24 protein-coding genes and 1 riboswitch are annotated in these 25,266 nt (G+C 75.4%); of the genes, 16 read left to right on the forward strand and 8 right to left on the reverse strand.

The window, feature by feature from the left end; all coding sequences use genetic code 11:
* Window positions 1–210: 210 nt before the first annotated feature.
* Window positions 211–1,047: an aldo/keto reductase gene (locus NH342_RS13760; RefSeq protein ID WP_253015446.1), complete on the forward strand. Its 837-nt coding sequence runs from the start codon at window positions 211–213 to the stop codon at window positions 1,045–1,047.
* Between the two features lie 102 nt (window positions 1,048–1,149).
* On the opposite strand, the gene NH342_RS13765 is transcribed toward NH342_RS13760, so the two are convergent.
* On the reverse strand, window positions 1,150–1,959 hold the full coding sequence (locus NH342_RS13765) for a DUF3097 domain-containing protein (RefSeq protein ID WP_253015447.1): 810 nt from the start codon (window positions 1,957–1,959) through the stop codon (window positions 1,150–1,152).
* Window positions 1,960–2,135: 176 nt separating this feature from the next.
* Entirely contained in the window at window positions 2,136–2,870 is a 735-nt protein-coding gene (locus NH342_RS13770) for a hypothetical protein (protein ID WP_253015448.1), read from the reverse strand.
* Window positions 2,871–2,974: 104 nt separating this feature from the next.
* Between NH342_RS13770 and NH342_RS13775 the strand changes: the two genes are divergently transcribed.
* The 3 genes from NH342_RS13775 (at window position 2,975) to NH342_RS13785 (ending at window position 6,215) form a co-directional block, all read left to right on the forward strand.
* Window positions 2,975–3,181, forward strand: a complete 207-nt coding sequence (locus NH342_RS13775) for a hypothetical protein (RefSeq protein WP_253015449.1) — start codon at window positions 2,975–2,977, stop codon at window positions 3,179–3,181.
* Window positions 3,182–3,262: 81 nt separating this feature from the next.
* A complete protein-coding gene (gene mftD / locus NH342_RS13780; RefSeq protein WP_253015450.1) occupies window positions 3,263–4,459 on the forward strand; it encodes a pre-mycofactocin synthase MftD in 1,197 nt (398 codons plus the stop codon).
* A 145-nt stretch (window positions 4,460–4,604) separates the two neighbouring features.
* On the forward strand, window positions 4,605–6,215 hold the full coding sequence (locus NH342_RS13785) for a methyl-accepting chemotaxis protein (protein ID WP_253015451.1): 1,611 nt from the start codon (window positions 4,605–4,607) through the stop codon (window positions 6,213–6,215).
* Here the strand turns inward: NH342_RS13785 and NH342_RS13790 are convergent.
* On the reverse strand, window positions 6,209–6,748 hold the full coding sequence (locus NH342_RS13790) for a hypothetical protein (RefSeq protein ID WP_253015452.1): 540 nt from the start codon (window positions 6,746–6,748) through the stop codon (window positions 6,209–6,211). The two genes, NH342_RS13785 and NH342_RS13790, sit on opposite strands and share 7 nt — an antisense overlap.
* A gap of 116 nt (window positions 6,749–6,864) precedes the next feature.
* Window positions 6,865–6,977, forward strand: a riboswitch (SAM riboswitch).
* A 37-nt stretch (window positions 6,978–7,014) separates the two neighbouring features.
* Here NH342_RS13790 and NH342_RS13795 point away from each other — a divergent pair.
* Window positions 7,015–7,485, forward strand: coding sequence for an OsmC family protein (locus NH342_RS13795; RefSeq protein ID WP_253015453.1), 471 nt, complete (start codon window positions 7,015–7,017; stop codon window positions 7,483–7,485).
* Between the two features lie 34 nt (window positions 7,486–7,519).
* Here NH342_RS13795 and NH342_RS13800 read toward each other — a convergent pair whose 3' ends face one another.
* Together NH342_RS13800 and NH342_RS13805 are read right to left on the reverse strand one after the other, a co-directional pair.
* Complete coding sequence (locus NH342_RS13800; RefSeq protein ID WP_253015454.1) at window positions 7,520–7,909, reverse strand: DUF5313 family protein; 390 nt, start codon at window positions 7,907–7,909, stop codon at window positions 7,520–7,522.
* Window positions 7,910–7,953: 44 nt separating this feature from the next.
* Window positions 7,954–8,244: a YciI family protein gene (locus NH342_RS13805; RefSeq protein WP_253015455.1), complete on the reverse strand. Its 291-nt coding sequence runs from the start codon at window positions 8,242–8,244 to the stop codon at window positions 7,954–7,956.
* Between the two features lie 127 nt (window positions 8,245–8,371).
* On the opposite strand from NH342_RS13805, the gene NH342_RS13810 reads away from it, so the two are divergent.
* From NH342_RS13810 to NH342_RS13825, 4 genes are read left to right on the forward strand one after another with little or no spacing between them, the layout of a single operon-like run.
* Complete coding sequence (locus NH342_RS13810; protein WP_253015456.1) at window positions 8,372–9,283, forward strand: AAA family ATPase; 912 nt, start codon at window positions 8,372–8,374, stop codon at window positions 9,281–9,283.
* Window positions 9,280–10,425, forward strand: coding sequence for a VWA domain-containing protein (locus tag NH342_RS13815; RefSeq protein WP_253015457.1), 1,146 nt, complete (start codon window positions 9,280–9,282; stop codon window positions 10,423–10,425). Before NH342_RS13810 ends, NH342_RS13815 begins: the two co-directional genes overlap by 4 nt.
* Entirely contained in the window at window positions 10,418–11,539 is a 1,122-nt protein-coding gene (locus NH342_RS13820; RefSeq protein ID WP_253015458.1) for an XdhC family protein, read from the forward strand. Before NH342_RS13815 ends, NH342_RS13820 begins: the two co-directional genes overlap by 8 nt.
* Before the next feature lie 6 nt (window positions 11,540–11,545).
* Complete coding sequence (locus tag NH342_RS13825; RefSeq protein ID WP_253015459.1) at window positions 11,546–12,112, forward strand: GNAT family N-acetyltransferase; 567 nt, start codon at window positions 11,546–11,548, stop codon at window positions 12,110–12,112.
* Between the two features lie 10 nt (window positions 12,113–12,122).
* Here NH342_RS13825 and NH342_RS13830 read toward each other — a convergent pair whose 3' ends face one another.
* Window positions 12,123–14,660, reverse strand: a complete 2,538-nt coding sequence (locus NH342_RS13830) for a SpoIIE family protein phosphatase (RefSeq protein WP_253015460.1) — start codon at window positions 14,658–14,660, stop codon at window positions 12,123–12,125.
* A 94-nt stretch (window positions 14,661–14,754) separates the two neighbouring features.
* Between NH342_RS13830 and NH342_RS13835 the strand changes: the two genes are divergently transcribed.
* Genes NH342_RS13835 through NH342_RS13850 form a run of 4 tightly spaced genes read left to right on the forward strand, consistent with a single transcriptional unit; the run spans window position 14,755 to window position 18,729 of the window.
* Window positions 14,755–15,246 carry an MOSC domain-containing protein gene (locus NH342_RS13835; RefSeq protein ID WP_253015461.1) on the forward strand — a complete coding sequence of 164 codons (492 nt, stop codon included), beginning with the start codon at window positions 14,755–14,757 and terminating at the stop codon, window positions 15,244–15,246.
* 30 nt (window positions 15,247–15,276) lie between these two features.
* Entirely contained in the window at window positions 15,277–17,109 is a 1,833-nt protein-coding gene (locus NH342_RS13840; protein ID WP_253015462.1) for a MoxR family ATPase, read from the forward strand.
* Between the two features lie 4 nt (window positions 17,110–17,113).
* Window positions 17,114–17,821: a response regulator transcription factor gene (locus tag NH342_RS13845; RefSeq protein ID WP_253015463.1), complete on the forward strand. Its 708-nt coding sequence runs from the start codon at window positions 17,114–17,116 to the stop codon at window positions 17,819–17,821.
* Window positions 17,821–18,729, forward strand: a complete 909-nt coding sequence (locus NH342_RS13850) for a sensor histidine kinase KdpD (RefSeq protein ID WP_253015464.1) — start codon at window positions 17,821–17,823, stop codon at window positions 18,727–18,729. The genes NH342_RS13845 and NH342_RS13850 overlap by 1 nt, the downstream gene beginning before the upstream one ends.
* Window positions 18,730–18,825: 96 nt before the next feature.
* On the opposite strand, the gene NH342_RS13855 is transcribed toward NH342_RS13850, so the two are convergent.
* On the reverse strand, window positions 18,826–19,506 hold the full coding sequence (locus NH342_RS13855) for a DUF4232 domain-containing protein (protein ID WP_253015465.1): 681 nt from the start codon (window positions 19,504–19,506) through the stop codon (window positions 18,826–18,828).
* A gap of 153 nt (window positions 19,507–19,659) precedes the next feature.
* Complete coding sequence (locus NH342_RS13860) at window positions 19,660–19,926, reverse strand: GlsB/YeaQ/YmgE family stress response membrane protein (RefSeq protein WP_253015466.1); 267 nt, start codon at window positions 19,924–19,926, stop codon at window positions 19,660–19,662.
* Window positions 19,927–20,124: 198 nt separating this feature from the next.
* Between NH342_RS13860 and NH342_RS13865 the strand changes: the two genes are divergently transcribed.
* From NH342_RS13865 to NH342_RS13875, 3 genes are all read left to right on the forward strand, one after another.
* The gene (locus NH342_RS13865; RefSeq protein ID WP_253015467.1) at window positions 20,125–22,323 is read left to right on the forward strand and encodes a bifunctional diguanylate cyclase/phosphodiesterase; all 2,199 of its coding nucleotides are present in this window, start codon (window positions 20,125–20,127) and stop codon (window positions 22,321–22,323) included.
* Between the two features lie 91 nt (window positions 22,324–22,414).
* The gene (locus NH342_RS13870) at window positions 22,415–24,193 is read left to right on the forward strand and encodes a SpoIIE family protein phosphatase (RefSeq protein ID WP_253015468.1); all 1,779 of its coding nucleotides are present in this window, start codon (window positions 22,415–22,417) and stop codon (window positions 24,191–24,193) included.
* On the forward strand, window positions 24,190–25,266 hold a 1,077-nt coding region (locus NH342_RS13875), incomplete at its 3' end, for an FAD-dependent oxidoreductase (protein ID WP_253015469.1). The genes NH342_RS13870 and NH342_RS13875, both read left to right, overlap by 4 nt.

Genomic DNA, 25,266 nt, shown 5'->3' on the forward strand with positions numbered 1-25,266 from the left:
TGGGCGCCCGCGGCCTGGCGCTGCTGTGGACCGCCGCAGCCGGCGGTCGGGCGGCCGCCGACGCCGGCCTGGTCACCGGCCCGGGCGACCCGGCCGCGCTGGACCTGCTGGCCTGCGGGCGCGCCCCCCAGCTGCTCGACTACTTCTGAGCCACCTGTGTTCTCCGTCATCGGGGCATGACCGGCGGTGCACCAGGGAAGTGCACCCCTCATGACCGTCCCGAACATCACCTTGAACAACGGTGTCGAGATCCCGCAGCTGGGTTTCGGCACCTACCAGATCGAGCCCGAGAACACCCGCGAGGCGGTGCGGACGGCGCTCGAGGTCGGCTACCGGCACATCGACACCGCCGAGATGTACGGCAACGAGAAGGAGGTCGGCGAGGCCTTCCGCGACTCCGGCCTCGACCGCGGCGACGTGTTCATCACGTCCAAGCTGAACAACGGCTTCCACGCCGAGGCCGACGTCGCCAAGGCGGTCGACCAGTCGCTGGCCGACCTGCAGATGGAGCACCTGGACCTGTTCCTGATCCACTGGCCGCTGCCGGGCATCGACGTGGACTTCGTCGAGACCTGGAAGGCCATGGAGCAGCTGTACCGCGACGGCAAGGCCCGGGCGATCGGCGTCTCCAACTTCCAGGACCACCACCTGCGCCGACTGCACGAGCACACCGAGATCACCCCGGCGGTGAACCAGATCGAGGTGCACCCCTACCTCACGCAGGACCCGCTGCGCGCCTTCAACGGCCAGCACGGCATCCACACCGAGGCGTGGTCGCCGATCGCCCAGGGCAAGGTCCTCGACGACCCGGCCATCGTGCGGGTGGCCGAGCGGGTGCACCGGACGCCGGCCCAGGTGACCCTGCGGTGGGCGATCCAGCGGGGGGACATCGTGTTCCCGAAGTCGGTGACCCGCAGCCGGGTGGAGGAGAACTTCGCCCTGTTCGACTTCGAGCTCAGCGAGGACGACATCACCGCGATCACGAGCCTGAACCGCGACGAGCGCACCGGCCCCGACCCGGACACCTTCAACATGATCCCGTCGTGACGGGGAACCCCCTGGTCCAGCGTTGATCAGGGGGGTTGATCGACGTCCGTCCTCCTGCACGAGATCTGGTGCAGGGGGACGGACTTCCGTGCAGGAGGACGCTCAGTCGGCCGTCACGAAGTCGATGAGCTCCTCGACGCGGCCGATGAGCTGGGGCTCCAGGTCGGTCCAGGTGCGCACCCGGGCCAGGATCCGCTGCGCCCAGACGTAGCCGGTGTCGTCCTCCCAGCCCAGCCGGCGGCACACGCCGGTCTTCCAGTCCTCGCCCCTGGGTACGGTCGGCCAGGCCCGGATGCCGACGACGGAGGGCTTCACCGCCTGCCAGATGTCGATGTAGGGATGGCCCACCACCAGCGCGTGGGCCCCGGTGACCTGCGCGGCGATCCGCGACTCCTTCGACCCGGTGACCAGGTGGTCGACCAGCACGCCCAGCCGCCGCCCCGACGCCGGCCGGAACTCCCGCACGATCCCCGGCAGGTCGTCCACGCCGTGCAGCGGCTCGACCACGACCCCCTCGATGCGCAGGTCGTGGCCCCAGACCTTCTCCACCAGCTCGGCGTCGTGCTTGCCCTCGACGTAGACCCGGCCCTCGCGCGCCACCCGGGCCCGGGCACCGGCGACGTAGGTCGACCCCGAAGCGCTGCGGGTCGGGGCGGCGGGTGCGGCGGCCCGCGGCCGGACCAGGGTGACCGGTCGGCCCTCGACCCAGAACCCCGGCCCCAGCGGGTAGCCCTTCACCCGGCCGAAGCGGTCCTCGAGGTGGACGACGTCCTTCTCGCAGCGCACCACGGCGCCGACGAAGCCGGAGCTCGGGTCCTCGACGACGAGGTCCTTCTCCGCCTCGACCTGCACGGGGGGCTTCTTCACCGTGCGCGGGTGCACGAGGGAGTCGTACTGCGAGCGGGGAGGCACCCGGCCACGCTAGGCAGCGGCCGCAGGCTCTCGCGGGCGCCACGCCGCAGCCCGCCGTGACGGACCGGTGCCCGGCGTGGATCAGCTCCGACGACGGATGTGCATCCCCCGCCACCGATGTCGACGCAGGAGGATGCACCGTCGTCGTCGCACCTGATCCACGCCGCGGCCGCCGGTCAGAGCCGGCCGGCGTGCAGGTCGGCGACGCAGGCCGCCCAGGGGCCGGCCGGGTCCCGCGGACGACGGGTGTGCCCGCGCAACCCGGCCCGCGGCACGGGTCGACCGCGCCGACCCGGCGACCCCCGCCACCAGTCGGCCAGCAGCTGCGCCTGCTGCTCCAGCCCGTAGGCCGCCAGCGGCCGCACCGGCAGGTCGTAGGCGTAGGCGTCGCGGCCGGTCGAGTGGCGGACCTGGGTGAGGGCGGCCCGGGTGGTGAAGGCCCGCGTGCCCCGGGCGCGCACCTGGCAGACGTGCACCAGCTCGTGCAGGAAGGTGTGCGGGTCGGCCGACACCGGGTCGGCGAACAGGTCGGGGCCGAGGTTCACCGTCGTCGTGCCGTCCCACCGCGGCATGGTGAAGGGCCGGCCGCCGGCGCCGAGCACGTCGGTGACCACCACCCGGGCGCGGGGCGGCAGCGCGTCCCCGAGCAGTTCGCGGCGCGCCCAGGTCTCCTCGTCGGGGGTGAGCGTGCGCTCGCGCGCGCCGGCCGAGGCCCACGCCGATGCGGCGAGCGCGAGCAGTGAGTTCTGCGGCCCCGCACCCCACAGCAGGCCGCCGGCCACCTGGGCGCCGGCGGCCGGTGTCCCCGTGCCGAGCACCGAGCCCGCCACCAGCCCGGCGCCGAGGAGCAGACCGGCCGGGTGCAGGGCGGTCCCGGCGACCCAGGCGGCCACGGCGGGCAGGCGGCTCACGGGCGCAGCCTCGCACGGCACGCCACACCGGGTGGGGGCGCCGGCCGGTTGGCGCGGGCCCGGACCGGGCACACCGGGACCTCGACCTACCCGAGGAGCACCCCGTGACCGAGAGCAAGGACCCCCGCACCCCCGACGCCGTCGACGACCTGGTCACCGGCCGGCACCGCGACGCCGCCGGCCAGGAGCACGACCTGGTGACCGAGGCCACCGCGGAGGCCGCGGCCGGCATCGGCGGCGACCCGGCTCCGCACCGGCACGACGACGGCACCGGCGTGGTCACCGACCGGCACGGCACCGCTGGCCGCTGACGCCCGCCGGGGGGTGGCACTGAGTGCCACCCCCTGGCATGCTGTGGTCCACAGCACAGCCGCTGCCGAGGAGGACCCCGCATGGCCAACCCCTGGTTCGAGACCGTCGCCGAGGCGCAGCGGCGGGCCAAGCGGCGGTTGCCCGCCTCGGTGTACGGCGCGCTGATCGCCGGCTCGGAGCGCGGCACGACGGTGGAGGACAACACCCGCGCCTACGCCGAGCTGGGCTTCGCCCCGCACGTGGCCGGCCTGCAGGGCGAGCGCGACCTGACCACCACGGTGATGGGCCAGCCGCTGTCGATGCCGGTGATGATCTCCCCGACCGGCGTGCAGGCCGTGCACCCCGACGGCGAGGTCGCCGTCGCCCGTGCCGCGGCCGCCCGCGGCATCACCATGGGCCTGTCCTCCTTCGCGTCCAAGCCGGTGGAGGAGGTCGCGGCGGCCAGCCCGCAGACGTTCTTCCAGATGTACTGGGTGGGCTCGCGGGACGTGCTGGTGCAGCGGATGGAGCGCGCCCGCGCCGCCGGCTGCGTCGGGCTGATCATGACCCTGGACTGGTCGTTCTCCAACGGCCGGGACTGGGGCTCCCCGGCCATCCCGGAGAAGATCGACCTGAGGACGGCGGTGAAGTTCGCCCCGGAGGTCGCGCTCAAGCCGCAGTGGCTGTGGACCTTCGCCAGGACCGGGAAGATCCCGGACCTGAAGACCCCCAACCTGGCCCCGCCCGGCGGTGGCGAGGCGCCCACCTTCTTCGGCGCGTACGGGGAGTGGATGGGCACCCCGCTGCCGACCTGGGACGACGTCGCCTGGCTGCGCGAGCAGTGGGGCGGGCCCTTCATGCTCAAGGGCGTCATGCGCGTGGACGACGCCAAGCGCGCCGTGGACGCCGGCGTCACCGCCATCTCCGTGTCCAACCACGGCGGCAACAACCTCGACGGCACCCCCGCGCCGATCCGGGCGTTGCCGGCGATCGCCGAGGCGGTCGGTGACCAGGTCGAGGTCGTCACCGACGGCGGCATCCGCCGCGGCTCCGACGTGGTCAAGGCCCTCGCCCTGGGCGCCAAGGCCGCGATGATCGGCCGCGCCTACCTGTGGGGCCTGGCCGCCAACGGCCAGGCCGGGGTGGAGAACGTGCTGGACATCCTCCGCTCGGGCATCGACTCCGCCGTCCTGGGCCTGGGCCACAACGACGTCAAGGACCTGCGTCCCGAGGACGTCGTCGTCCCCGCCGGCTGGCCCCGCGTGCTCGGCACGCCCGACCAGCAGCACGTGGTGTGACCCGCCGGGTGTCGACAAGGGCACCCGAGATGTCTCATCGCTGAAGTATTTCCGCGCCCCGGTTGAGCCGGGCACGGCTGCGACCGAGGACCTGGGCGAACCTCGTCGTCCAGGATCTCCCTCCGGGGAGCGAACAGGAGCAGCCGTGCCCAGCCGACCCCGGTGGTCCGACCGCAGCATCGCCACCAAGATCGCCGCTCTCGTGGTGGCCAGCAGCCTCGGCCTGCTCGCCGTCAGCGGGCTCGCCCTCCAGGGGCAGGCCGCCTCCGACGCGATCAGCACGCGGATGCAGGCCGCGGTCGACGTGCAGGACCAGGTGCAGGACGCCAAGTACGACTTCCTGTGGGCCACCAACTGGCAGAACATCACCGCCTGGAAGTCCCGGGTCGACGGTGGGGCGGTGGCCGCGGCCCCCGGCGGCGACAACGTCACCACCTACCGGCAGGCGGTGGCCGACTTCGAGCGGGTCTTCGACCTCGACCGCGACCAGCTCACCCCGGCCGGCCGGGCCGCCCTCGACGTCGTCCAGGAGAACTGGACGGCGATGGCGCGGTACAACGACCAGATCTTCGACCTCTGGGCCGCCGGGCAGCTCGACGAGGGCGACGGGGTCTCCGCGGGGCCCAAGTGGGACATCTACTACGTGCTGGCCGGCGGCATGGACGACCTGGTCGCCGCGGTCGACGAACGGGTGGCCGACCTGGCCGCGGAGCGGGCCGAGGTGGCGGCGTCGACCCGCACCACCTCCCTGGTTGCGGCCGTCGTGGCGCTGGCGCTCACCGGGCTCATCGGGGCGGGCACCGCGCGCGGGGTCGTCCGCGGCGTGCGGGAGGTCCGCGACGGGTTGCAGCGCATCGCCGGCAAGGACCTCTCGGTCCGGGTGCCCGTGCGCGGTCGGGACGAGACCGGGCAGATGGCCGAGGCGCTCAACGGCGTCGCCGTCGTCCTCGGCGAGATGCTCACCGGCGCCCGGGTGGCCGCGGAGGCGGTCGCCACGTCCAGCCAGCAGCTGGAGGCGTCCGCCGGGGCGATGGCCGACACCGCGCGGTCGACGTCCGCGCAGACCGACCTGGTCTCCGGCGCGGCCGACGAGGTGTCGCGCAGCGTGGCGACGGTCGCGGCGGGTGCGGAGGAGATGAGCGCCTCCATCCGGGAGATCGCCAGCAACGCCAACGAGGCCGCGCGGGTGGCCTCCGGGGCGGTCGGCGAGGCCGAGCAGACCAACCTGACCGTCCAGCAGCTGGGCGTGTCGTCCCGGGAGATCGGCGACGTGGTCAAGGTGATCACCTCCATCGCGGAGCAGACGAACCTGCTGGCGCTCAACGCCACGATCGAGGCGGCCCGGGCAGGGGAGGCGGGCAAGGGCTTCGCCGTCGTCGCCAACGAGGTCAAGGAGCTGGCGCAGGAGACCGCCCGGGCCACCGAGGACATCGCGCGGCGGGTGGAGGCGATCCAGACCGACACCGGGCACGCGGTCACGGCGATCGGGCGGATCGGCGAGGTCATCGGGCAGATCAACGACTACCAGCTGACCATCGCCAGCGCCGTCGAGGAGCAGACCGCGACCACCAACGAGATGTCCCGCGGCATCGCGGAGGCGGCGGCCGGGTCGGGGGAGATCGCGGCGAACGTGTCCTCGGTGTCCGCGGCCGCGCTGGGGACGACGCAGACGCTGACCGGTGCCCGCGAGGAGGTGGGCCGGCTGGCGCTCATGGCCGCGGACCTGCGGTCGACGGTCAGCCAGTTCACCTACTGAGCGAGCAGGTCGACCCGCCAGTCGGCCTCGGGGTGCCGGCCGCCGCGCCACCACGGGCGGACCAGTTCCAGCCTGCTGAGCACCCCACCCCGGTCGGCCCACAGCAGCGCCAGGTGGTTGCCGACCGGGGGCGCGCCGTCCAGCGCGAGCTGGGTGGTCGGCGCCTGCGCGTAGAAGGTGCGCAGCGCGGCGGTGTCGGCCGGCGGCAGCTCGCCGTCCTCGGAGTACCAGATGCGGACCACGTCGGCCTCGGTGGTCACGATGAGCCCGCTCATCGGCAGGCCCAGGTTCTCCCCGGCGTTGTCGCCGACGTCGAAGGTCAGCTGCTCGCCGACCGACGCCGCCCACGGCAGCAGCTGCTCCATGGCGTGCCGGCGGACCAGCTGCCGGTCCAGGTGCGGGTCGGCGGCGCGCTGCCAGCCGTGCTGCCGGTGGATCTGCGCGCTGACCGCGACCCCGGCGACCAGCGCCTCGTGCACCGCGCGCAGCAGCGGCCGCAGCCGCGCCGTCGTCGCCTCCCGGGTCCCCTGCACCCGCTGATCATGCCGTGGCCGCGACCGGTCGGCGGGAAGGCGCTCGCAGTGCGATCTGGACCACACCGTGCCGTTCGGCGTTGCTGGGTTGTGCACGACATGACACGCTCGGGCCAGGTCATGAGCGCCAGCGCCAAGCCCCGGCTCGCTGGCCGGCAACCCTTCCACCGCGATGGGGTGCTCCGGGTGACGACCGGGCGGCTGCGCAGGGCAGTCGCAAGCGCGGGCCCCGCCGGTGCGGGCCTGCCTGATCGAGGGGATCCACCGTGCCTACCCGTCCCAAGGCGACCGTCGTCCCGTTCACCAACCACGCGGAGGGGACCGGGGTCGGCCAGTCCGTCACCGTCGGCGGCGACGCCGGCCACGTCTTCGACGTCGACACCTACCCGGCCTTCGGCGGCGCGGACGCCAAGCCCAGCCCGCTGTCCTACGTGCTGGGTGCGTTGACCTCGTGCAACCAGATCACCGCCTCGATCGTGGCCAAGGAGCTCGGCGTCACCCTCGGCTCCTGGACCTTCGACGTGCAGGGCGACCTGGACACCGCGGTGATGGTCGGCGGCGAGGACGGCAACGCGAACTTCGACGCCGTCACCGTGCGCGCCACGGTGGCGACCGACGCCGACGGCCCGACCTTCGACCGGCTCAAGGCCGAGACCGAGCGCCGCTGCCCGGTCACCCAGCTCTTCGTGCGCTCCGGGCTGGCGTACTCCAGCGAGTGGACCCCCGCGGCGCTGTGACCGCCCGCCGCCGGGACGGGGGGCGCGGGCGGGGTCAGCGGTTGCGGTAGCGCTCCGCGCGCCTGGCCGCCGCCGCGCGCTTGCGGGCGGACTCCGCGGCCTGCCGCTGCTTCTGCGCCGCCTCGTGCGCGGCCTGCGCCGTCCCCGCCGGGTACCCGGCCTTGACCAGCCGGTGCTCGGTGGTCTCGGGCATGTAGGCCAGCGAGAAGATCAGGCCGAGCGCGACCCCGCCGAGCGCCGCCATGCCCCGGATCCAGAACGGCCCCGGGACCAGGGTGAGCACGAGCGCGATCGGGATCGCCAGCTGCACCATCGCGCGCAGCACGTGCCGCAGCGCCCAGGTGCGGGTGGTGGTGTCGTGCAGCACCCAGCTGCGGTGCCGCTCGGGCAGCCCGCCGCCCAGGGCGTACCAGAGCCAGCGCACCGGGCCGGGCCGGACGACGGGCCCGGACGCGCCCGGGTCGGTGCTCAGAGCGCCCCGGTCAGCGAGCCGAGCACCGGGTCCCACTCGGCCACGGTGGTGCCGGCGACCACCCCGCGGACGGCGAACGGGTCGGCGTCCAGCCAGCCCTGCACCTGCGCCTCGTCCTCGGCCCGGAACACCAGCAGCGCACCGGCCGGGGCGCCGGCGCCGAACGGGCCGGACAGCAGCAGGGACCCGGCGTCGGCCAGCCCGCGCAGGAACTCGCGGTGCTCGGGGCGGACCTCGTCGCGCAGGGCGGTGTCCTCGGTGTAGCGGTAGGTCACGGCGACGATCACGGGGCGGCTCCTGCCGGTCGGTGGGCGCGGTCGTGGTCATCCTCGCGCGACCACCTCCCGCGCACCGGTGGAGGGTGGTGCAACGGTCTGCAACGCGTGCCCGTGCGGTGCGTGGGAAAGTGGGCCGGTGAGCCAGCCCACAGCCGCCCCGCCCCGCCCGGCCGCCCCGGCCCCGGCCGACCCCCGGGAGCTGTCCGCGGCGCTGGAGGCCACCGGTTACCTGCCCGACGAGGGACTGGCCACCGCGGCCTACCTGGCGCTGGCCATGCACCGGCCGCTGTTCCTGGAGGGCGAGGCGGGGGTGGGCAAGACCGCCCTGGCCCACGCGCTGGCCCAGGTCACCGGCCGGCCGATGTACCGGCTGCAGTGCTACGAGGGCCTGGAGGCCAGCCAGGCGCTGTACGACTGGGACTTCGGGCGCCAGCTGCTGCACCTGCGCGCCGCCGAGGCCGCCGGTCAGGGCGGGGACACCGCGACCCTGGAGTCCGGGCTCTACGACCGGCGCTTCCTGCTCGCCCGCCCGCTGCTGCAGGCCCTCGAGGACGCCCCGAGCGTGCTGCTGGTCGACGAGGTCGACCGCGCCGACGACGAGTTCGAGGCGTTCCTGCTCGAGCTGCTCAGCGACTTCACCATCTCCATCCCCGAGCTCGGCACCGTGCGGGCCGAGGTGCCGCCGCTGGTGGTGCTGACCTCCAACCGCACCCGCGAGGTGCACGACGCGCTCAAACGGCGCTGCCTCTACCACTGGCTCGAGCACCCCGACTTCGAGCGCGAGGTGGCGATCCTGCGCAGCCGGCTGCCCCAGGTCACCGAGGACCTCGCCCGCCAGGTCGCCCGGGCGACGGCGAAGCTGCGCAGCCTGGACCTGCTCAAGCCCCCGGGGATCGCCGAGGCGATGGACTGGGCCACGGCGCTGCACACCCTCGGTGCCCGCGAGCTCGACCCCGACACCGCCGCCCGCACCCTGGGTGCGGTGCTGAAGTACCGCGAGGACACCGACCGGGTGCACGCGCTCACCCGGGGCGCGCTGTTCGGATGACGTCCCTGGCCTTCGCCGCCGCCGCCGACCGGCCGCAGCGGGACGTCGTCGAGGTCGTGCTCGGCTTCGCGCGCACGCTCCGGCACGCCGGTGTGGCTGCCTCCCCCGACCGGGTCGAGGCGATGCTCGCCGCCGTGGCGTACCTCGACGTGCTCGACCCCGGTGACGTCTACTGGGCCGGCCGGCTCACCCTGTGCGGGAGCCCCGACGACCTCGACCGCTACGAGGCCGCGTTCAACGCCTACTTCGCCGGGGAGGCACCGCGTGCCAGCCGCACGAACACCCGGCAGGAACAGCGGCTGGCCGAGTCCGCGCCGCTCGGGGCCACCGACGGCGGGGGCACCGACACCGAGGAGGAGGCCCCCGATCTGAAGGCCGCGGCCAGCGAGGCCGAGGTGCTGCGCAGCCGTGACGTCTCCGAGCTCTCCGTCGCCGAGCGGGACCAGCTGCGCCGGCTGTTCGCCCTCCTGGTGCCCGCGGCGCCGATGCGGCCCTCGCGGCGCCGCCGCCCCGACCACCACGGCGGGGTCGACATGGCCCGCACCATCCGGCACGCCCTGCACGACGGCGGGGAGATCACCTCGCTGCGCCGCCGCCGGCCCCGCCCCCGCCCGCGCCGGGTGGTCCTGCTGGTCGACGTGTCGGGGTCGATGAGCCCCTACGCCGACGCCCTGCTGCGGTTCGCGCACGCCGCGGTCCGGGCGCGGCCGGCGTCCACCGAGGTGTTCACCATCGGCACCCGGCTCACCCGGGTCACCCGCGAGATGCGGCTGCGCGACCCGGACAAGGCGCTGGCCGCCAGCGGCCACGCCATCCCCGACTGGTCGGGGGGCACCCGCATCGGCGAGGTGCTCAAGGCCTTCCTCGACCGGTGGGGCCAGCGCGGCACCGCCCGCGGCGCGGTCGTCGTGCTGTGCAGCGACGGGTGGGAGCGGGGCGGGACCGAGCTGCTGGCCGAGCAGATGGGCCGGCTGCACCGGCTGGCGCACAGCGTGGTCTGGGTGAACCCGCACAAGGGCCGCGCCGGGTACGAGCCGCTGACCGGCGGGATGCAGGCGGCCCTCCCCGCGGTTGACCACTTCGTCGCCGGGCACAGCCTCGCGGCCTTCGAGGAACTGGCAGGGGTGATCGAGAATGCGTGATGTCCTGGAGGACCTGGTGGGCTGGTGGCGGGCGGGGGAGACCGTCGGCATGGGCACCGTCGTCGCCACCTGGCGCTCCGCGCCCCGCCCGGCCGGGGCGTCGATGCTGGTCGGCCCCGACGGCACCGCGGTGGGCAGCGTGTCCGGCGGCTGCGTCGAGGGCGCGGTCTACGAGGAGGCCAAGGACGTCGTCGCCTCCGGGGCGCCGACCCTGGAGCGCTACGGCGTGAGCGACGACGACGCCTTCGCCGTCGGCCTGACCTGCGGTGGCATCCTCGACGTCTACGTCGAGAAGGTCGACCGCGAGAGCTTCCCCGAGCTGGGCGACATCGCCGACTCGGTGGCCGCCCACGAGCCGGTCTGCACCGTCACGGTGGTCCGGGGTCCCGACGACCGGCTGGGCCACCGGTTGGTCATCTGGAACGACCGCACCTCGGGCACCCTGGGCTCGCAGCGGCTGGACGACGCCGTCACCGCCGACGCCCGCGGCATGCTCGCCGCCGGCCGCACCGCCACCATGACCTACGGCCACGACGGCGAGCGGCGCGGCGACGAGCTGACCCTGTTCGTCTCCTCCTTCGCCCCGCCGGCCCGGATGGTCGTCTTCGGCGCCATCGACTTCGCCGCGGCCGTCGCCCGGGTCGGGGCCTTCCTGGGCTACCGGGTGACCGTCTGCGACGCCCGGCCGGTCTTCGCCACGAAGCGCCGCTTCCCCGACGCGCACGAGGTCGTCGTGGAGTGGCCGCACAGCTACCTGCGGACGGAGGTCGACGCCGGGCGCATCGACGAGCGGACGGTGCTCTGCGTGCTGACCCACGACCCGAAGTTCGACGTCCCGCTGCTGGAGGTGGCCCTCGACCTCGACGTCGCCTACGTCGGCGCGATGGGCTCCCGGCGCACGCACGACGAGCGGTTGGAGCGGCTGCGCGAGGCCGGCCTCACCGAGGTGCAGCTGGCGAAGCTGTCCAGCCCGATCGGCCTGGACCTGGGCGCCCGCACCCCGGAGGAGACCGCGATCAGCATCGCCGCGGAGATCATCGCCGGCCGCTGGGGCGGGTCCGGGGAGCGGCTGACCGGCGCCAGCGGCCCGATCCACGCGACGGCCGACCGGTAGCCCGCCGTGGCCCTCACCGTCTCGCCGGTCGACGCGTCCTCCTTCGACGACGTGCAGGCCGTGCTGGGCGCCCGGGGGCAGGCCGCGCGCTGCCAGTGCCAGGGGTACCGGCTGGGCTGGTACGAGCAGCACTCCGACGACGTCGAGGGCCGCCGCGAGCTGCTGCGCGACCAGCTCGCCGAGGGCCACGGGCTGCTCGCGCGCGAGGACGGCGAACCGGTCGGCTGGTGCTCGGTCGCCCCGCGCGCCGACCACGGGTACCTGCGGAAGACGACCTGGCACGGCCGGCAGGAGGACCGCGCCGACCCCCGGGTCTGGGCGGTGACCTGCTTCGTCACCCGGGCCGGGCACCGCCGGCGGGGCGTGATGCGGGCGCTGGCCGCCGGCACCGTCCCGCTGGCCCGCGACGCCGGCGCCGGGGTGGTCGAGGCCTACCCGATGAAGCCGCCGCCGGGGAAGGACGTGCCCTGGGGAGAGCTGCACGTGGGCGAGCTCAAGGTGTTCCTCGCGGCCGGCTACCGGGTCGTGCACGTGCCGTCGCTGCGCCGGGTGGTCGTGCGGTACGAGTTCTGACCAGGCGCCGCTACCTGGCGATGACCCGGGAGACCGAGCGGCTGCCGCCGACGGCGGGCTGGACCGGCGTCGCGGTCTGCGGGTGCAGCCGGACCGCGACCAGCGCGATGTCGTCGTCGTTGCGGCCGTCGACCAGGCGGCCGACCAGCCCGTCGCACAGCGCGTCCAGCTCGGCCCCCGCGAGGTCGGCGACGGCGTCCTGCAGCCGGGCCATGTCGTCGTCGAGGTTGCTGGCCCTCCGCTCGACCAGGCCGTCGGTGAACAGCAGGATGGTCGACCCCCGCTGCAGGGTGGTCACCCGCTCGGTGCGCTCCGTATCGGGGTCCACCCCCAGCAGCAGGTTGTTCCGGCGGTCGGACAGCACCGCGATCGCGCCGTCGGGGTGCACCACGACCGGCGGCAGGTGCCCGGCGTTGGACCACACCATCCGGGTCAGCCCGCGGGCCCGCTCATCCGCGGTCTGCTCGAACCGGGCCACCGCGGCGCTGGCCAGGGTGGACACCGCCAGCGCGTCCATCGCGGAGTCCAGGCCGCGCAGCACCTCGGCCGGGCCGGCGTCGCTGTAGGCGGCGATGCCGCGCAGCAGGCCGCGCAGCTGTCCCATGGCCGCGGCGGCCTCGATGTCGTGGCCCACGACGTCCCCGATGACCAGCATGGTCGTGCCGCCGGGCTGGATGAACGCGTCGTACCAGTCACCGCCCACCTTGGCCGACTCCGCGGCCGGCACGTACCGCACCGCGATCTCCGTGTGCTCCGGGGACGGCGGCTCGGTGAGCAGGCTGCGCTGCAGGCCCTCGGCCACCTGCGACTGGCTCAGCAGCAGCGCGGCGTTGTCCAGCGCGAGGCCGACGCGGTCGGCGATCTCGCGCGCGGTGGCCTCGTCGTCGGGGTCGGGCCGGCGCCCGGGCCCGGTGTACAGCGTGAGCGCGCCGCGTACGCGGTCGCGGCCGAGCACGGGCAGCACCAGGACGTCGGTGGCGGTCAGCTGGTCGTGCAGGTCGCGGGCCTCGCCCTCGGCCAGGGTGGCCCGCACCTCGGCCGTGGTGGTGCGCACCGCCTCGCCGCTGGTGAGGACGCGCGCCAACGGCGAGGTCAGCGTCTGCGCTGCGATCCGGGTGCGGGTCCAGCGCTGCAGCGCCGACCGCTGGACCGGGTCGACGTGCCATGAGCCGACGTCGCGCGGGCGGCCGTCCTCGCTCAGCAGGGTCACCACGCAGCCGTCGGTGAGCACGGGCACGATCAGCCGGGGCAGGTCGGCGACCGCGTCGGGGACGTCGGCGGTGTCGACCAGCGACCGGGCGACGGCGGCCAGCATCGCCAACCGTGCGGCGGCGGCCTCGGCGCGGTGCACGGTGCGGGTCCGCTCGGTGGTGTCGGTGAAGAACAGGCTGAGACCGTCGGGGGAGGGCCAGCACAGCACCTCGTACCAGGCCTCGAGGGGGGCCGGGTAGTAGGCCTCGACGGTCTGCGGCTCCCCGGTCTCGACGGCGGTCCGGTAGGCCCGTTCGAACTCCCCGCCGACGGTGTCGGGGAAGGCCTCGTAGACGCTGCGGCCCAGCAGGTGGTCGCGGCTGCTGCCCAGCAGCTGCTCGGCGGCGCTGTTGACCACGGTGAACCGCCACTCGCGGTCCAGGGAGAGGTAGCCGGTCGGCATCGCCTCCAGCACCCGGGAGGTGCGGGCTTCGCCGTCGTGCACCGCGGTGGTGTCGTAGGCGACGCCGATCAGCCGCTCGGCGTCACCGCCGGGGCCGGGCAGCGCGTGCCCGCGGGCCTGCACCCAGCGGGTGCCGCCGTCGGGCAGCAGGATGCGGTACTCCGCCTCGTAGAACCCGAGGGTGTCCAGCGCCCGCTGGATGGCCTGGCCGACCCGGTCGGAGTCGGCCGGGTGCACCGCCTCGTTGAACGCCCCGATGGTGCCGCCGAAGGACTCCTCGGTCATCCCGAAGATCTCCAGCAGGCGGTCGTCCCAGGTGAGCACGTCCTCGGGCAGGTACCAGTCGAAGCTGCCGACCTGGCCGGCGTCCATGGCCAGCGACCACCGCGCCTCGTCGGCGGCGTGCCGGGCGGTCATCGCCGCGTTGCGGTCCTGGGTGCTGCGCAGGGTGAGCTCGGAGCTGCAGGCGTCGGCCAGGTCGCGCAGCACGGCCAGGTCCTGCTCGGACCAGGACCGCGGCTCGCCGTCGATGGCGCACAGCGAGCCCACCACGGTGCCGTCCATGCGCAGCGGCATGCCCGCGTAGGCCACCACGCCCAGGTCGGGGATGGCCAGGTTGTCGCGCACCAGCGGGTGGTCACGGGCGTCGGCGACCACCAGCGGCTCGCCGGTCACCACCACGTACTGGCAGAAGGAGTGGCTCAGTGGGGTGCTGCGGTCGGTCTGCCAGGGCTCGGGCAGGCCGGCCGCCCCCGGGAACACCTGCTCCTTCCGGGAGACCAGCGAGACCAGCGCGACCGGCACGCCGAGGGTGCTGCGCACCAGCCGGACGAACCGCTCGAAGGCGGGGTCGGACTCCGCGGGCAGCGGTGTCGACTCGGGGAGGCCGGTCATGCTCCTCCGTCCCGATCGGTTCGCGTGGCCCGTGTCAGGGGTGCACCGACCCTACGTCGTGCGGGGGCCCCCGGCCCTCTGGTGCACTGGCGGGGTGCAGGTGGAGGTCGTGGCGATGATGGCGTCGCCGGGGCACCGCTACGCAGGCCGGCCCGGCACGGGGGTCCCCGAGCAGGCCGCAGACCGCCGCGCGGAGCTCCACGTGCGGGCCGGGTTCGGCGTCGTCGGCGACCGCTACGCCGGCCGGCCCGCGCACCGCGACGCGTCGGTCACCGTGCTGGCGGTCGAGTCGCTGGAGGACCTGGCCGCCGAGCTGGGCGTGCCGGCGTTCGACCCGCTGCTGGCGCGGCGCAACGTGGTGCTGCGCGGCGCGGACGTCGAGGCGCTGCGCGGACGCACCTTCACCCTGGGCGGGGTCACCCTGCTCGGCGGCCGGGCAGCGAACCCGTGCCGCTGGATGGACGTCGTCCTGGCCCCCGGTGCGCACCGGGGCATGCGGGGACGGGGCGGGGTGCGCTGCCGGCCGCTGACCGACGGCGTCCTCCGGCTCGGGCCCACCACCCTGGAGGTGGACCCCGCCGGGTGACCGGCGTCACCGGGCGGGCAGGATCCGGCCATGGACGTCATCGGGCTGCGCCGCGAGCGCGAGGTCCTCACCGTGGCCCTGCAGACCGACCGGCACGTGGTGCTGGAGGGCCCGCCGGGCACCGGGAAGTCCACGCTGCTGCGCGCGATCGCCGCCGAGGTGGGCACCGAGGTCGTCTTCGTCGAGGGCAACGCCGAGCTGACCCCGGCCCGGCTGGTCGGCCAGTACGACCCGGCCGCGGTGATGGCCGAGGGCTACGTGCCGGGCAGCTTCACCGACGGCCCGCTGCTCACCGCCATGCGCGGGTCGGGGCTGCTCTACCTCGAGGAGCTCAACCGCATCCCCGAGGAGACCCTCAACGTCCTCATCACGGTGCTCACCGAGGGCGAGATCGCCGTCCCCCGGCTGGGCCGGGTGCGTGCGGCCGCCGGGTTCCGGCTGATCGCCGCGATGAACCCCTTCGACGCCATCGGCACCGCCCGGGTCGGGCAGGCCATCGCCGACCGCATGTGCCGGGTGGTGCTGGGCTACCAGGACGCCGACGCCGAGCGCGCAATCGTCGCCCAGGTGACCTCGGCCGACCCGGCGCTGGTGTCCCTCGCCGTGCAGCTGGTCCGGGCCACCCGCGTGCACCGGGACCTGCGCACCGGCTCCTCGGTCCGGGGGGCCAACGACCTGGTGCTGCTGCTGGCCGGGCTGCTGCGGATGCGCGGCGAGCAGCTGGCCGACGGCCGGGAGACCGTCCGGGACGCCGCGCACGCCGCGCTCTCGGGGCGGATCAAGGTCGCCGACGGCGTCGACCGCACCCCCGAGGCCGTGCTCGACCAGATCCTGGACGACGCATGGCCCGCCGAGGCACCGCCGCCGGGGCCGGAGGACGACGAGCCGGAGGAGCAGCCGGGAAAAGGTGAGGGCCCGCAGGCGCAGCAGCCTGCGGGCCCCGACCAGGCCGCGCCGTCCCACCGCGACCGCACCCGCTCCCAGCGCGACAGGTCCACCCCGCGGGCGGAGCTCGCCCGCGCCCACGAGCAGTTCAGCCAGGTCAGCCCCGAGGCCGGCGAGCTCGACGAGGGCGCGTTCTCCGACCTGCTCGCCACCGACCCCGACGCCGCCGCCGCGATGCTCGCCGACCTGGGCCGGGCCACCGACCGGGAGCTGCGCGCCGCGGCGCACCGGCTGGCCCGGCGGGTGTTCGTGCAGGTCGCGCGGGTCGGCTCCACCCGATCCCGCGGCACCCGGCGGCTGGTCGCGAACCGCCGCGCGGACGGCGACCTGGACCTCGACCGCACCCTGGACCGCTGGACCGGTGAGTGGCCGCCGGCCGCCGAGGACCTGGTCACCCGGACCTGGACCGGTCACCGCCGCGCCGCCTGCCTGGTGGTCGACGCCTCGGGCTCGATGCAGGGCCTGGGCGTGGCCATCGCCGCGGTCGCCGCCGCCGGTGTGGTGCTCGCCGCCGACGAGAAGCTGACCACCAGCGTGCTGAGCTTCGCCGGGGAGGTCACCGAGCTGCAGCCGCTGGGCCGGCCGGTGCCGCCGGAGGAGCTGGTCGGCCGGCTGGTCTCCCTGCGCGGGCACGGGATGACCGACCTCGCCGCCGCCCTGCGGGCCGCGTCCCGGCAGCTGGCCCCGGCCGTCGTCGACGAGCGGGTCGTCGTCCTGCTCTCGGACTGCCTGCACACCGCCGGCGACCCGCCGGTGTCCGCGCTGGCCGGCATCGACCGGCTGCACGTGCTCTGCCCGCTGCCCACCGGGCCCGCCGAGGAGGCCGCCCGGGCCCTGGCCGCCCGGGGCGCCGGCCGGGCGGAACCGGTCCGGTCGGTGACCGAGGTGGGCCCGGCGCTGACGCGTCTGCTGGGGTAGGGGCGTGACGACGGTCCTGCTGGTCGACGACGAGGCGGCCATCACCGACAACCTCGCGCCCTTCCTGCAGCGCTCGGGCTTCCAGGTCGTGGTGGCCGGCGACGGCGACGCCGCGCTCGCCCGGATCGGCGCCGACCGCCCCGACCTGGTGGTGCTCGACGTCCTCATGCCCGGCCGCGACGGCCGGTCGGTGCTGCGCGAGGTGCGCCAGGGCGGCAGCACGGTGCCGATCATCCTGCTCACCCAGGTCGGCGAGTCCGGCGAGCGGGCCATGGCGCTGGAGGAGGGTGCGGACGACTACCTGAACAAGCCGTTCGACCCGCACGAGCTGGTCGCCCGCATCCGGGCGGTGCTGCGCCGCGGCACGCCGGCCGCCGGCCCGTCGCTGGCGTCCGCGCACCGGCTGCGCAGCGGGGTGCTGGAGCTCGACCGGGCCTCCCAGCGGGTGTTCCGGGACGGCGCCGAGGTGGTGCTCACCCCGCGGGCCACCACCCTGCTGGGCTACCTGATGACCCACCCCGGCGAGACCGTCTCCCGCGAGCGGCTGCTCGAGGAGGTGTGGGGCTGGTCCTTCCATACCAGCACGCGCACCGTGGACACCCGCGTCGCCGAGCTGCGCCGGGCGGTGGAGGACGACTCCGGCGACCCGCAGCTGGTGGTCACCGTCCCCGGCGAGGGCTACCGGTTCGCCGGGCCCGTCGAGGCCGGCTGATGCGCCGCACCCTGCTCTGGGTCGCCGCACTGCTGCCGCTGGCCGCCGGGGTGGTGCTCGCCGTCCTCGGGCGGTCGGGCCGGCTGCCCGGGCAGCGGCTGTACCTCAGCGCGCTGCCCGGCGACTGGGCGCTGGCCGCCGGGGCCGCTCTGTCGCTGGTCGCCGTCGTCGGGGTGGGGACGGCGGCGCTGCGCGACCGGGCGTGGGGCCGCCGGCTCGCCGCGCGCACCGCCGAGACCGGGCAGGACCGGAGGCTGCTGCTGTCCCGGCTGGACCACGAGCTGAAGAACCCGCTGACCGCCATGCGCGCGGCCACCGCCAACCTCGCCGCCATCGCCGACCCCGCGCAGGACGCCGCGGTCGGGACCATCGAGGAGCAGGTGCTGCGGCTCTCCCGGCTGACCACCGACCTGCGCAAGATCGCCGACATCGAGAGCGCGCGCATCGACCGCCGTCCGGTCGACCTCACCGACCTCATCGAGGAGATGGTGGACGTCGCCCGCGACCTCCCCGGCGCGGCCGAGCGGGAGATCGCGGTGGACCTGCCCCGGGCGCCCTGGCCGCTGCCGCCGGTGCCCGGTGACGCCGACCTGCTGTCGCTGGCGGTCGCCAACCTGCTGGACAACGCGCTGAAGTACACCCCGCCGGGCGGCCGGGTCGAGGTCCGGGCGCGGGAGGCCGGTGGCGAGGTGGTCGTCGAGGTCGCCGACACCGGCCAGGGCATCCCGCCCGAGGAGCTGCCGCAGGTGTGGGAGGAGATGTACCGCTCGCCCTCGGCCCGGGCGGTCCCCGGCAGCGGCCTGGGGCTGCCGCTGGTGCGCGCCGTCGTCGAGCGCCACGGCGGCCACGTCCACGCCGACAGCCGCGTCGGCAGCGGCACCCTGGTCCGGCTCACGCTGCCCTGCTGAGGGCCGGGTCAACCCACCTCGGCGCCCCTGCCCCCGCGGTACAGCGCGGAGGGAGGGGCGCTCACGAGGGTTGACCCGCCGCGGTGCGCGGCTTGCTCAGGCCGCGGCGTAGGCGGTCTGCTCGATGTGGCCGAAGTCGCAGACCGGGCCGGAGGTCCAGGTCACCGAGAGGGCGTCGGTCTCGTTCGGGGGGATGACCGTGAGGCGGGCCGGGGTGGGCTCGCACTGGCCGCTGGTGGGCTCGGGGCCGGTGGCGACCGCGCCCCAGTGCAGGGTGGCCGAGACGGCCTGCCCCGGCTGCAGGGTCACCGTGCGGGGGGCCGGGCTGTCGACCCGGATCTGCTGGCTCGGCACGGAGCTGCCGTCCTGGCCGACGAGCCCGAGGCCGCCGTACCCGTAGACCGTGCAGACCTCCCCGCCGGTGTTGGTCAGGGTGAGGGTCGCGTAGCGGTTCCCCGCCGCGGCGTCGCCCTCGGAGAGGGAGCCGGTGAGCTCGCTGGTGTGGCACCGGTCGGGTCCGCCCGTCGTCGTCGGGTCGGCGCCGCTGGGCTCGGGTGCGGCGGTGGCCGCGGGCACCGAGGACGCCGACGTCGCGGTGGGGGCGGGCGCCGAGCTCGACGCGGCGGCCGAGGTGGTGGCGGGGGTGCTGGCAGAGGGGCTGGCGCTGCTGGTCGCGGCTGCGGCGTCCTCGGTGCCCCCGCTGAACGAGCAGGCGCTGGTGAGGACCCCGGCGGCGAGGAGCACGGGCAGGGCCAGGCGCTTCGTCGGGTTGGTCATGACCACCATGTTGCCCCGTGCAACCACGGCTCTCACCTGCGACGACGTCACGGTCCAGGGATCCGTGTCACCGATCCGTGACGGGGTCACCGACCCCGGACGCGCGACGGCCCCGGACGCCAGCACGCGTCCGGGGCCGTCGGGCTCAGGAGGTCAGCGACGGACGGCCTTGCGCCCGGTGACCGACTCGGCGACACCGATCAGCAGCACGGCGGCCACGATGGCCACGATCGCGCCGAGGATGTTCAGCTCGGTGAAGCTGCCGGTGCCGAGCGCGGTGGCCACGACGCCACCGATCAGCGAGCCGACGACGCCGAGACCGAGGGTCGCGAGGATCGAGAGGTTCTGCTTGCCGGGCTTGATCAGCCGGGCGACGGCGCCGACGACCAACCCGAAGACCAGGAAGCCGATGATGCCCATGGTGCTGCACTCCTGACGTGTGGCGACCGCCCTTGCTCGGCGACCGCGGGTGCGCCGTGGCTACCCCCGTCGCGCACGATCCACACACCGTGGTCCACCTCACCCTGCCGGGTCAGACGTCCCTGCCCTGGTCAAGCACCGCCGGTCCGGTGCCGAACGTCTCTGCGAGGACCCGCACGGGGTCCGGACGGAGGCACGATGGACCAGCACGGGGGAGGGCCGACGGCCCCGCGGGCGTCGCGGTGGCGCGTCCTGCTCACCTTGCTCGGCACGCTGGCCGTCATCGGCGTGGAGTTCGTGCTCCTCTTCGGGGTCTACGCCCGGTCGGCGCCGGTGGCCGAGCAGCGCGCCGTCGTCGCCCAGGCCGTGGGGTCCCTGCGGGCCGGCGACACCGCCGACCTCCCCGCGCTCGCCGGGCAGCTCGCCGCGGCCGGTGGGGACGAGGACCAGGTGCAGCTGCTCCGCGACGCGACCGGTGCCGCCCCCGCCGACGCCCTCCCCGCCGTCTCCGCGCTCGCCGACGACCTGGCCGGCCACGGCACCGCCCTGCAGGTGCAGGCCGGCCTCGCCTACGGCGGCATGCTGGTCATCGCCTCGGTGGGCTGGATGGTCTGGTTCCGCCGCCTGGTCTCCCGGCACCGCCGGCTGCAGGCCGAGGTCACCGAGCAGGCCGCGCTGGTCGCCAGCGAGGGCCGGTTGGCCAGCCTGGTGCGCCGCAGCGCCGACGTCATCGTCGTGCTCGGCACCGACGGCCGGGTCTCCTACGCCACCGACTCCGCCGCCGGCATGTTCGACGTCCCCGTCGCGGAGCTGCTGGGCTCCCGGCTGCACGAGCGCGTGCTCGGCAGCGACGCCGAACCGCTGGTCGCGCTCCTGGACGCCCGACCGGACGGCGACGCCGAGATCGGCTTCCGGCTGGCCCGGCCCGACGGGCGCACCGTGCACGTCGAGGGCACCTTCACCAACCTGCTCGACGACCCCGGCGTCGGGGGCCTCGTGCTGACCCTGCGCGACGTCACCGCGCGGGTCGAGCTGCAGGGCCAGTTGACCCACCAGGCGCTGCACGACCCGCTGACCGGGCTGTCCAACCGCGGCCTGTTCGCCGACCGGCTCGGCCACGCGCTGCGCCGCCGCGGCAACCGCGAGCTGACCGTCGTCCTGTGCGACCTCGACGACTTCAAGGACGTCAACGACCGGCTCGGCCACGCCGTGGGTGACCAGCTGCTGGTCGAGGTGGCCACCCGGTTGCGCACCGTGGCCCGCGAGGGCGACACCGTGGCCCGGCTCGGCGGCGACGAGTTCGCCCTGCTGCTGGAGGACACCGGCCTGGACGGCGCCCGCGAGGTGGCCGACCGGGTGCACGAGTGGCTGGCCGCACCGGTGCTGGTCGAGGACCACGTCATCCACATCGGCGCCAGCATCGGGCTGGCCGACGCGCTGGTCGAGGGGGTCACCGGCGAGGAGCTGCTGCAGCACGCAGACGTGGCCATGTACCTGGCCAAGGACGGCGGCAAGCACGGCACCGCGGTCTACGAGCCCTCCCTGCACTCGGCGGCGCTGGAGCGGCTGCAGCTGCGCGCCGACCTGGAGCGGGCGCTGGCCGAGGGCGAGCTGGTGCTGCACTTCCAGCCCACCATCACCCTCGCCGACGAGGGTGCCGCGCCCACCGTCCACGGGTTCGAGGCGCTCGTGCGCTGGCAGCACCCCGAGCGCGGGCTGGTGCCCCCGGTGCACTTCGTGCCGCTGGCCGAGGAGTCCGGGTTGATCGTGCCGATGGGCACCTGGGTGCTGCAGGAGGCCTGCCGCGCGGCGGTGGCCCTCCAGCGGCCCGACCACCCGCCGATCGCCATGTCGGTCAACGTCGCGGTGGCCCAGCTGACCGACCCCGGGTTCGTGCAGCTGGTCGCCGACGCGCTCGCCGACAGCGGCCTGCCCCCGCAGCAGCTGGTCCTGGAGATCACCGAGACCTCCCTGCTGGCCGGTGCCGACGTGGTCGCGCCGCTGCTGGCGACGCTGCGGGCCACCGGCATCCGCATCGCCATCGACGACTTCGGCACCGGCTACAGCTCGCTGTCCTACCTGCGGGACCTCCCGGTCGACGTGCTCAAGGTGGACAAGTCCTTCGTCGACCACGTCGTCGGCGACGAGCAGGGCGCGTCCCTGGCCGAGGCGATCATCGCCATGGGCCAGTCGCTGCACCTGACCACCGTCGCCGAGGGCGTGGAGGGCCCCGAGCAGGCCGCCTGGCTCACCGCCGCCGGCGCGACCTACGGCCAGGGCTACCTGTGGTCCAAGCCGGTGCCGCTGGTGCAGGCCGCCGCGCTGCTCGCCCCCGACAGCGTCCCCGCTCGGACCCCCGCCCGGACCCCCGCCGCGGAGCCCGCCGTACCGGCGTGACCCGACCCGGGCGGTGACCTGCCGCTGTCGGAGGGGTGCGGCATGATCGGGTCAGCTCGCGGGACCCGGGGGCCGGGGACGAGGGGGACGGGTGGCCGAGAAGACCGCGACCCTGTTCACGCCGGGTCTGGACGACGGGATCCGCGAGGTCGTGCTGGCCACCGACTGGGCCGCCACCCCGCTCGGGGAGGTGAGCACCTGGCCGGAGTCGCTGCGCGCCGCGGTCGGCATCTGCCTGAACAACCCGTTCCCCATGCTGGTCATGTGGGGTCCGGAGCTGGTCATGGTCTACAACGCCGGCTACGCCCCGATCCTCGGTGACAAGCACCCCGCGGCGATGGGCCGGCCGTGCGCGCAGGTGTGGGCCGAGCTGTGGCCGACCATCCGCGGCCGGCTGGACGGCGTGCTGGCCGGCACCGCCACCTACGACGTCGACCTCCCGCTGCTCATGCACCGGCACGGCTTCGACGAGGCGACCTGGTTCACCTTCGCGTACTCGCCGATCACCGACCCCGACGGCCGGGTGGTCGGGGTGCTCAACACCACCAGCGACACCACGGGCCGGGTGCTCGGGGCCCGCCGGCTGACCGCGCTGCAGGCCTTCGCCGAGGTCGGCGCGGCCCGGCACGGCGACACCGACCGCGCCGCGAGCGCGGCGATGGCGGCCCTGGCCCGCGCACCCGACGACGTCCCGTTCGGCCTGGTCTACCTGCTCGACCCCGACGGCCGGTCGGCGCACCTGGCGGCCACCACCTGGCAGTCCGGTCCACCGCCCGTCCCGCTGGTCCCCCGGCTGCCGATCGGCGGGGTGCCCGACTGGGCGTGGGAGGCGATCAGCACCGGCACGGTGCAGGTCACCCGGGGCCTGGCCGAGCGGCTGCCCGGCCTGGTCCCGCCGCGGGCGGACGCGCTCACGCCGGCCGACGTCGACCAGGCCGTCGCGATTCCGCTGGTGGTCGCGGGCCAGTCCGCGCCGATCGGCGTCCTGGTCGCGGGGGTGGCCCCCCAGCTGCGGCTGGACGAGGACTACCTGTCCTTCCTGGAGCTCGTCGCCGGGCAGGTGGCCGCGGTGGTCACCGACGCGCAGGCCTACCAGGCCGAGCGCCGCCGGTCCGCCGAGCGGGCCGAGGCCGAGCGCGAGGTCGCCCGCGCGGCGGTCGAGGTGTCGGTGACCCTGCAGCGCTCCATCCTCGGCCCGGTCGAGCTGCCCGCCGGGTTCGCCGTCCGCTACGAGCCTGCCGCCCGGGCCCTCGAGGTAGGCGGCGACTGGTACGACGTCGTCGAGCTGGCGCAGGACGTGTTCGGCGTGGTGGTCGGCGACGTCGTCGGCCGGGGCCTGCCGGCCGCCGCCGTCATGGGCCAGCTGCGCAGCGCCGGCCGGGCGCTGCTGCTGGAGGCCAACGGCCCGGCCCAGGTGCTGTCTGCGCTGGACCGGTTCGCCGAGCTGGTCGCGGGCGCGGCCTGCAGCACGGTCTTCTGCGCGGTGGTCGACCGCCGCGCAGGCACGCTGCGGTACAGCAGCGCCGGCCACCTGCCGGCCGTGCTCGGCGGGGCCGACGGCGCCACCCGGCTGCTGGACGGCGCCCAGTCGCTGCCGCTGGCGGTGCGCACGGGGCTGGCCCGACCCGAGACGGAGGTGGCGCTGACCGCCGGGGACAGCCTGCTGCTCTACACCGACGGCCTGGTCGAGCGCCGGCACGAGGCGCTGGACGAGGGCATCGCCCGCGCCGTCACCGCCGTCGTGGAGGGCCGGGCGCTGTCGCCGGACGTGCTGGCCTCGGTGCTGGTCGACCAGCTGCTGGACGACCAGGAGGACGACGTCGCCCTGCTGGTCTACCGGCACCCCGCGGGGGTGGCCCAGGTCCCGTGACGCGCGGGCGGGTGGTGGTCGTGGGGGCCGGGCCGGTGGGGCTGACCGCGGCGGTGCTGCTGGCGCGCCGGGGTCACGACGTGCGGGTCCTGGAGCGCCGGACCGCCCCGTCGGAGCTGCCGCGGGCGGTGCACCTGGACGCCGAGGCGCGCCGGGTGCTGGCCGACGCCGGGGTCGGCGACGGGTTCGCCCGGATCAGCGCGCCCGGGGCCGGGCTGCGGCTGCTGGACGCCGACCACCGGGTGCTGGCCGAGTTCCCCCGCGAGCCCGGTGCCGCCTCGATGTTCCACCAGCCCGACGTCGAGCTGCTGCTGCGCCGTGCGGCCGTCGCGGCCGGGGTGCAGCTGGAGACCGGGGTCGAGGTGCGGCGGGTGCGGCGCACCCGGCACGGCGCGGAGGTCGAGACGGACCGGTCCGTCCTGGCCGCCGACGTGGTGCTGGGCTGCGACGGCGCGCACTCCGTGGTCGCCCGGTCGGTCGGCGCCCGCTGGCGGCAGCTGGCCCGCCCGGACCGCTGGCACGTCGTCGACCTGGTCGCACCCGCCCCGCTGCCCGGCTGGCCCGGGGTGCAGCAGGTCTGCGACCCCGACCGGGCGGCGACGTTCATGCCGGTGTCCGGGGGGCGCTACCGCGCCGAGTTCCGGGTGACGGGGGACCCGCTGGACCTGCCTGCCGAGCTGGCCCGGTTCGGCGCGCAGGACTGCGCGGTCGTGCGGGCCACCGACTACACCTACGGAGCCCGGGTGGCGCGGCGCTGGCGGTCGGGTCGGGTGCTGCTGGCCGGGGACGCTGCGCACCTGACCCCACCGTTCATCGGCCAGGGCCTCGGGCTGGGGCTGCGGGACGTGCACCAGCTGGCCTGGAAGGTCGACGCCGTGCTGGCGGGAGCCCCCGAGGCGCTGCTGGACACCCACGGCCGGGAGCGGGCCGCCCACGCCCGGGCGCTGGTCCGGCTGGCCGCGTTCACCGGCTGGCTGATGACCGCGGGCGGACGCCGGGCGGCCCGGGTCCGCCGGGTGGTGCTGCGGCTGCTGCCGCGCACCCTGCTGGCCGCGGGCACGCCGCCGCTGCCG

It is taken from the genome of Klenkia sp. PcliD-1-E (assembly GCF_024124375.1).
In the GTDB taxonomy this organism is placed as follows: Bacteria; Actinomycetota; Actinomycetes; order Mycobacteriales; family Geodermatophilaceae; genus Klenkia.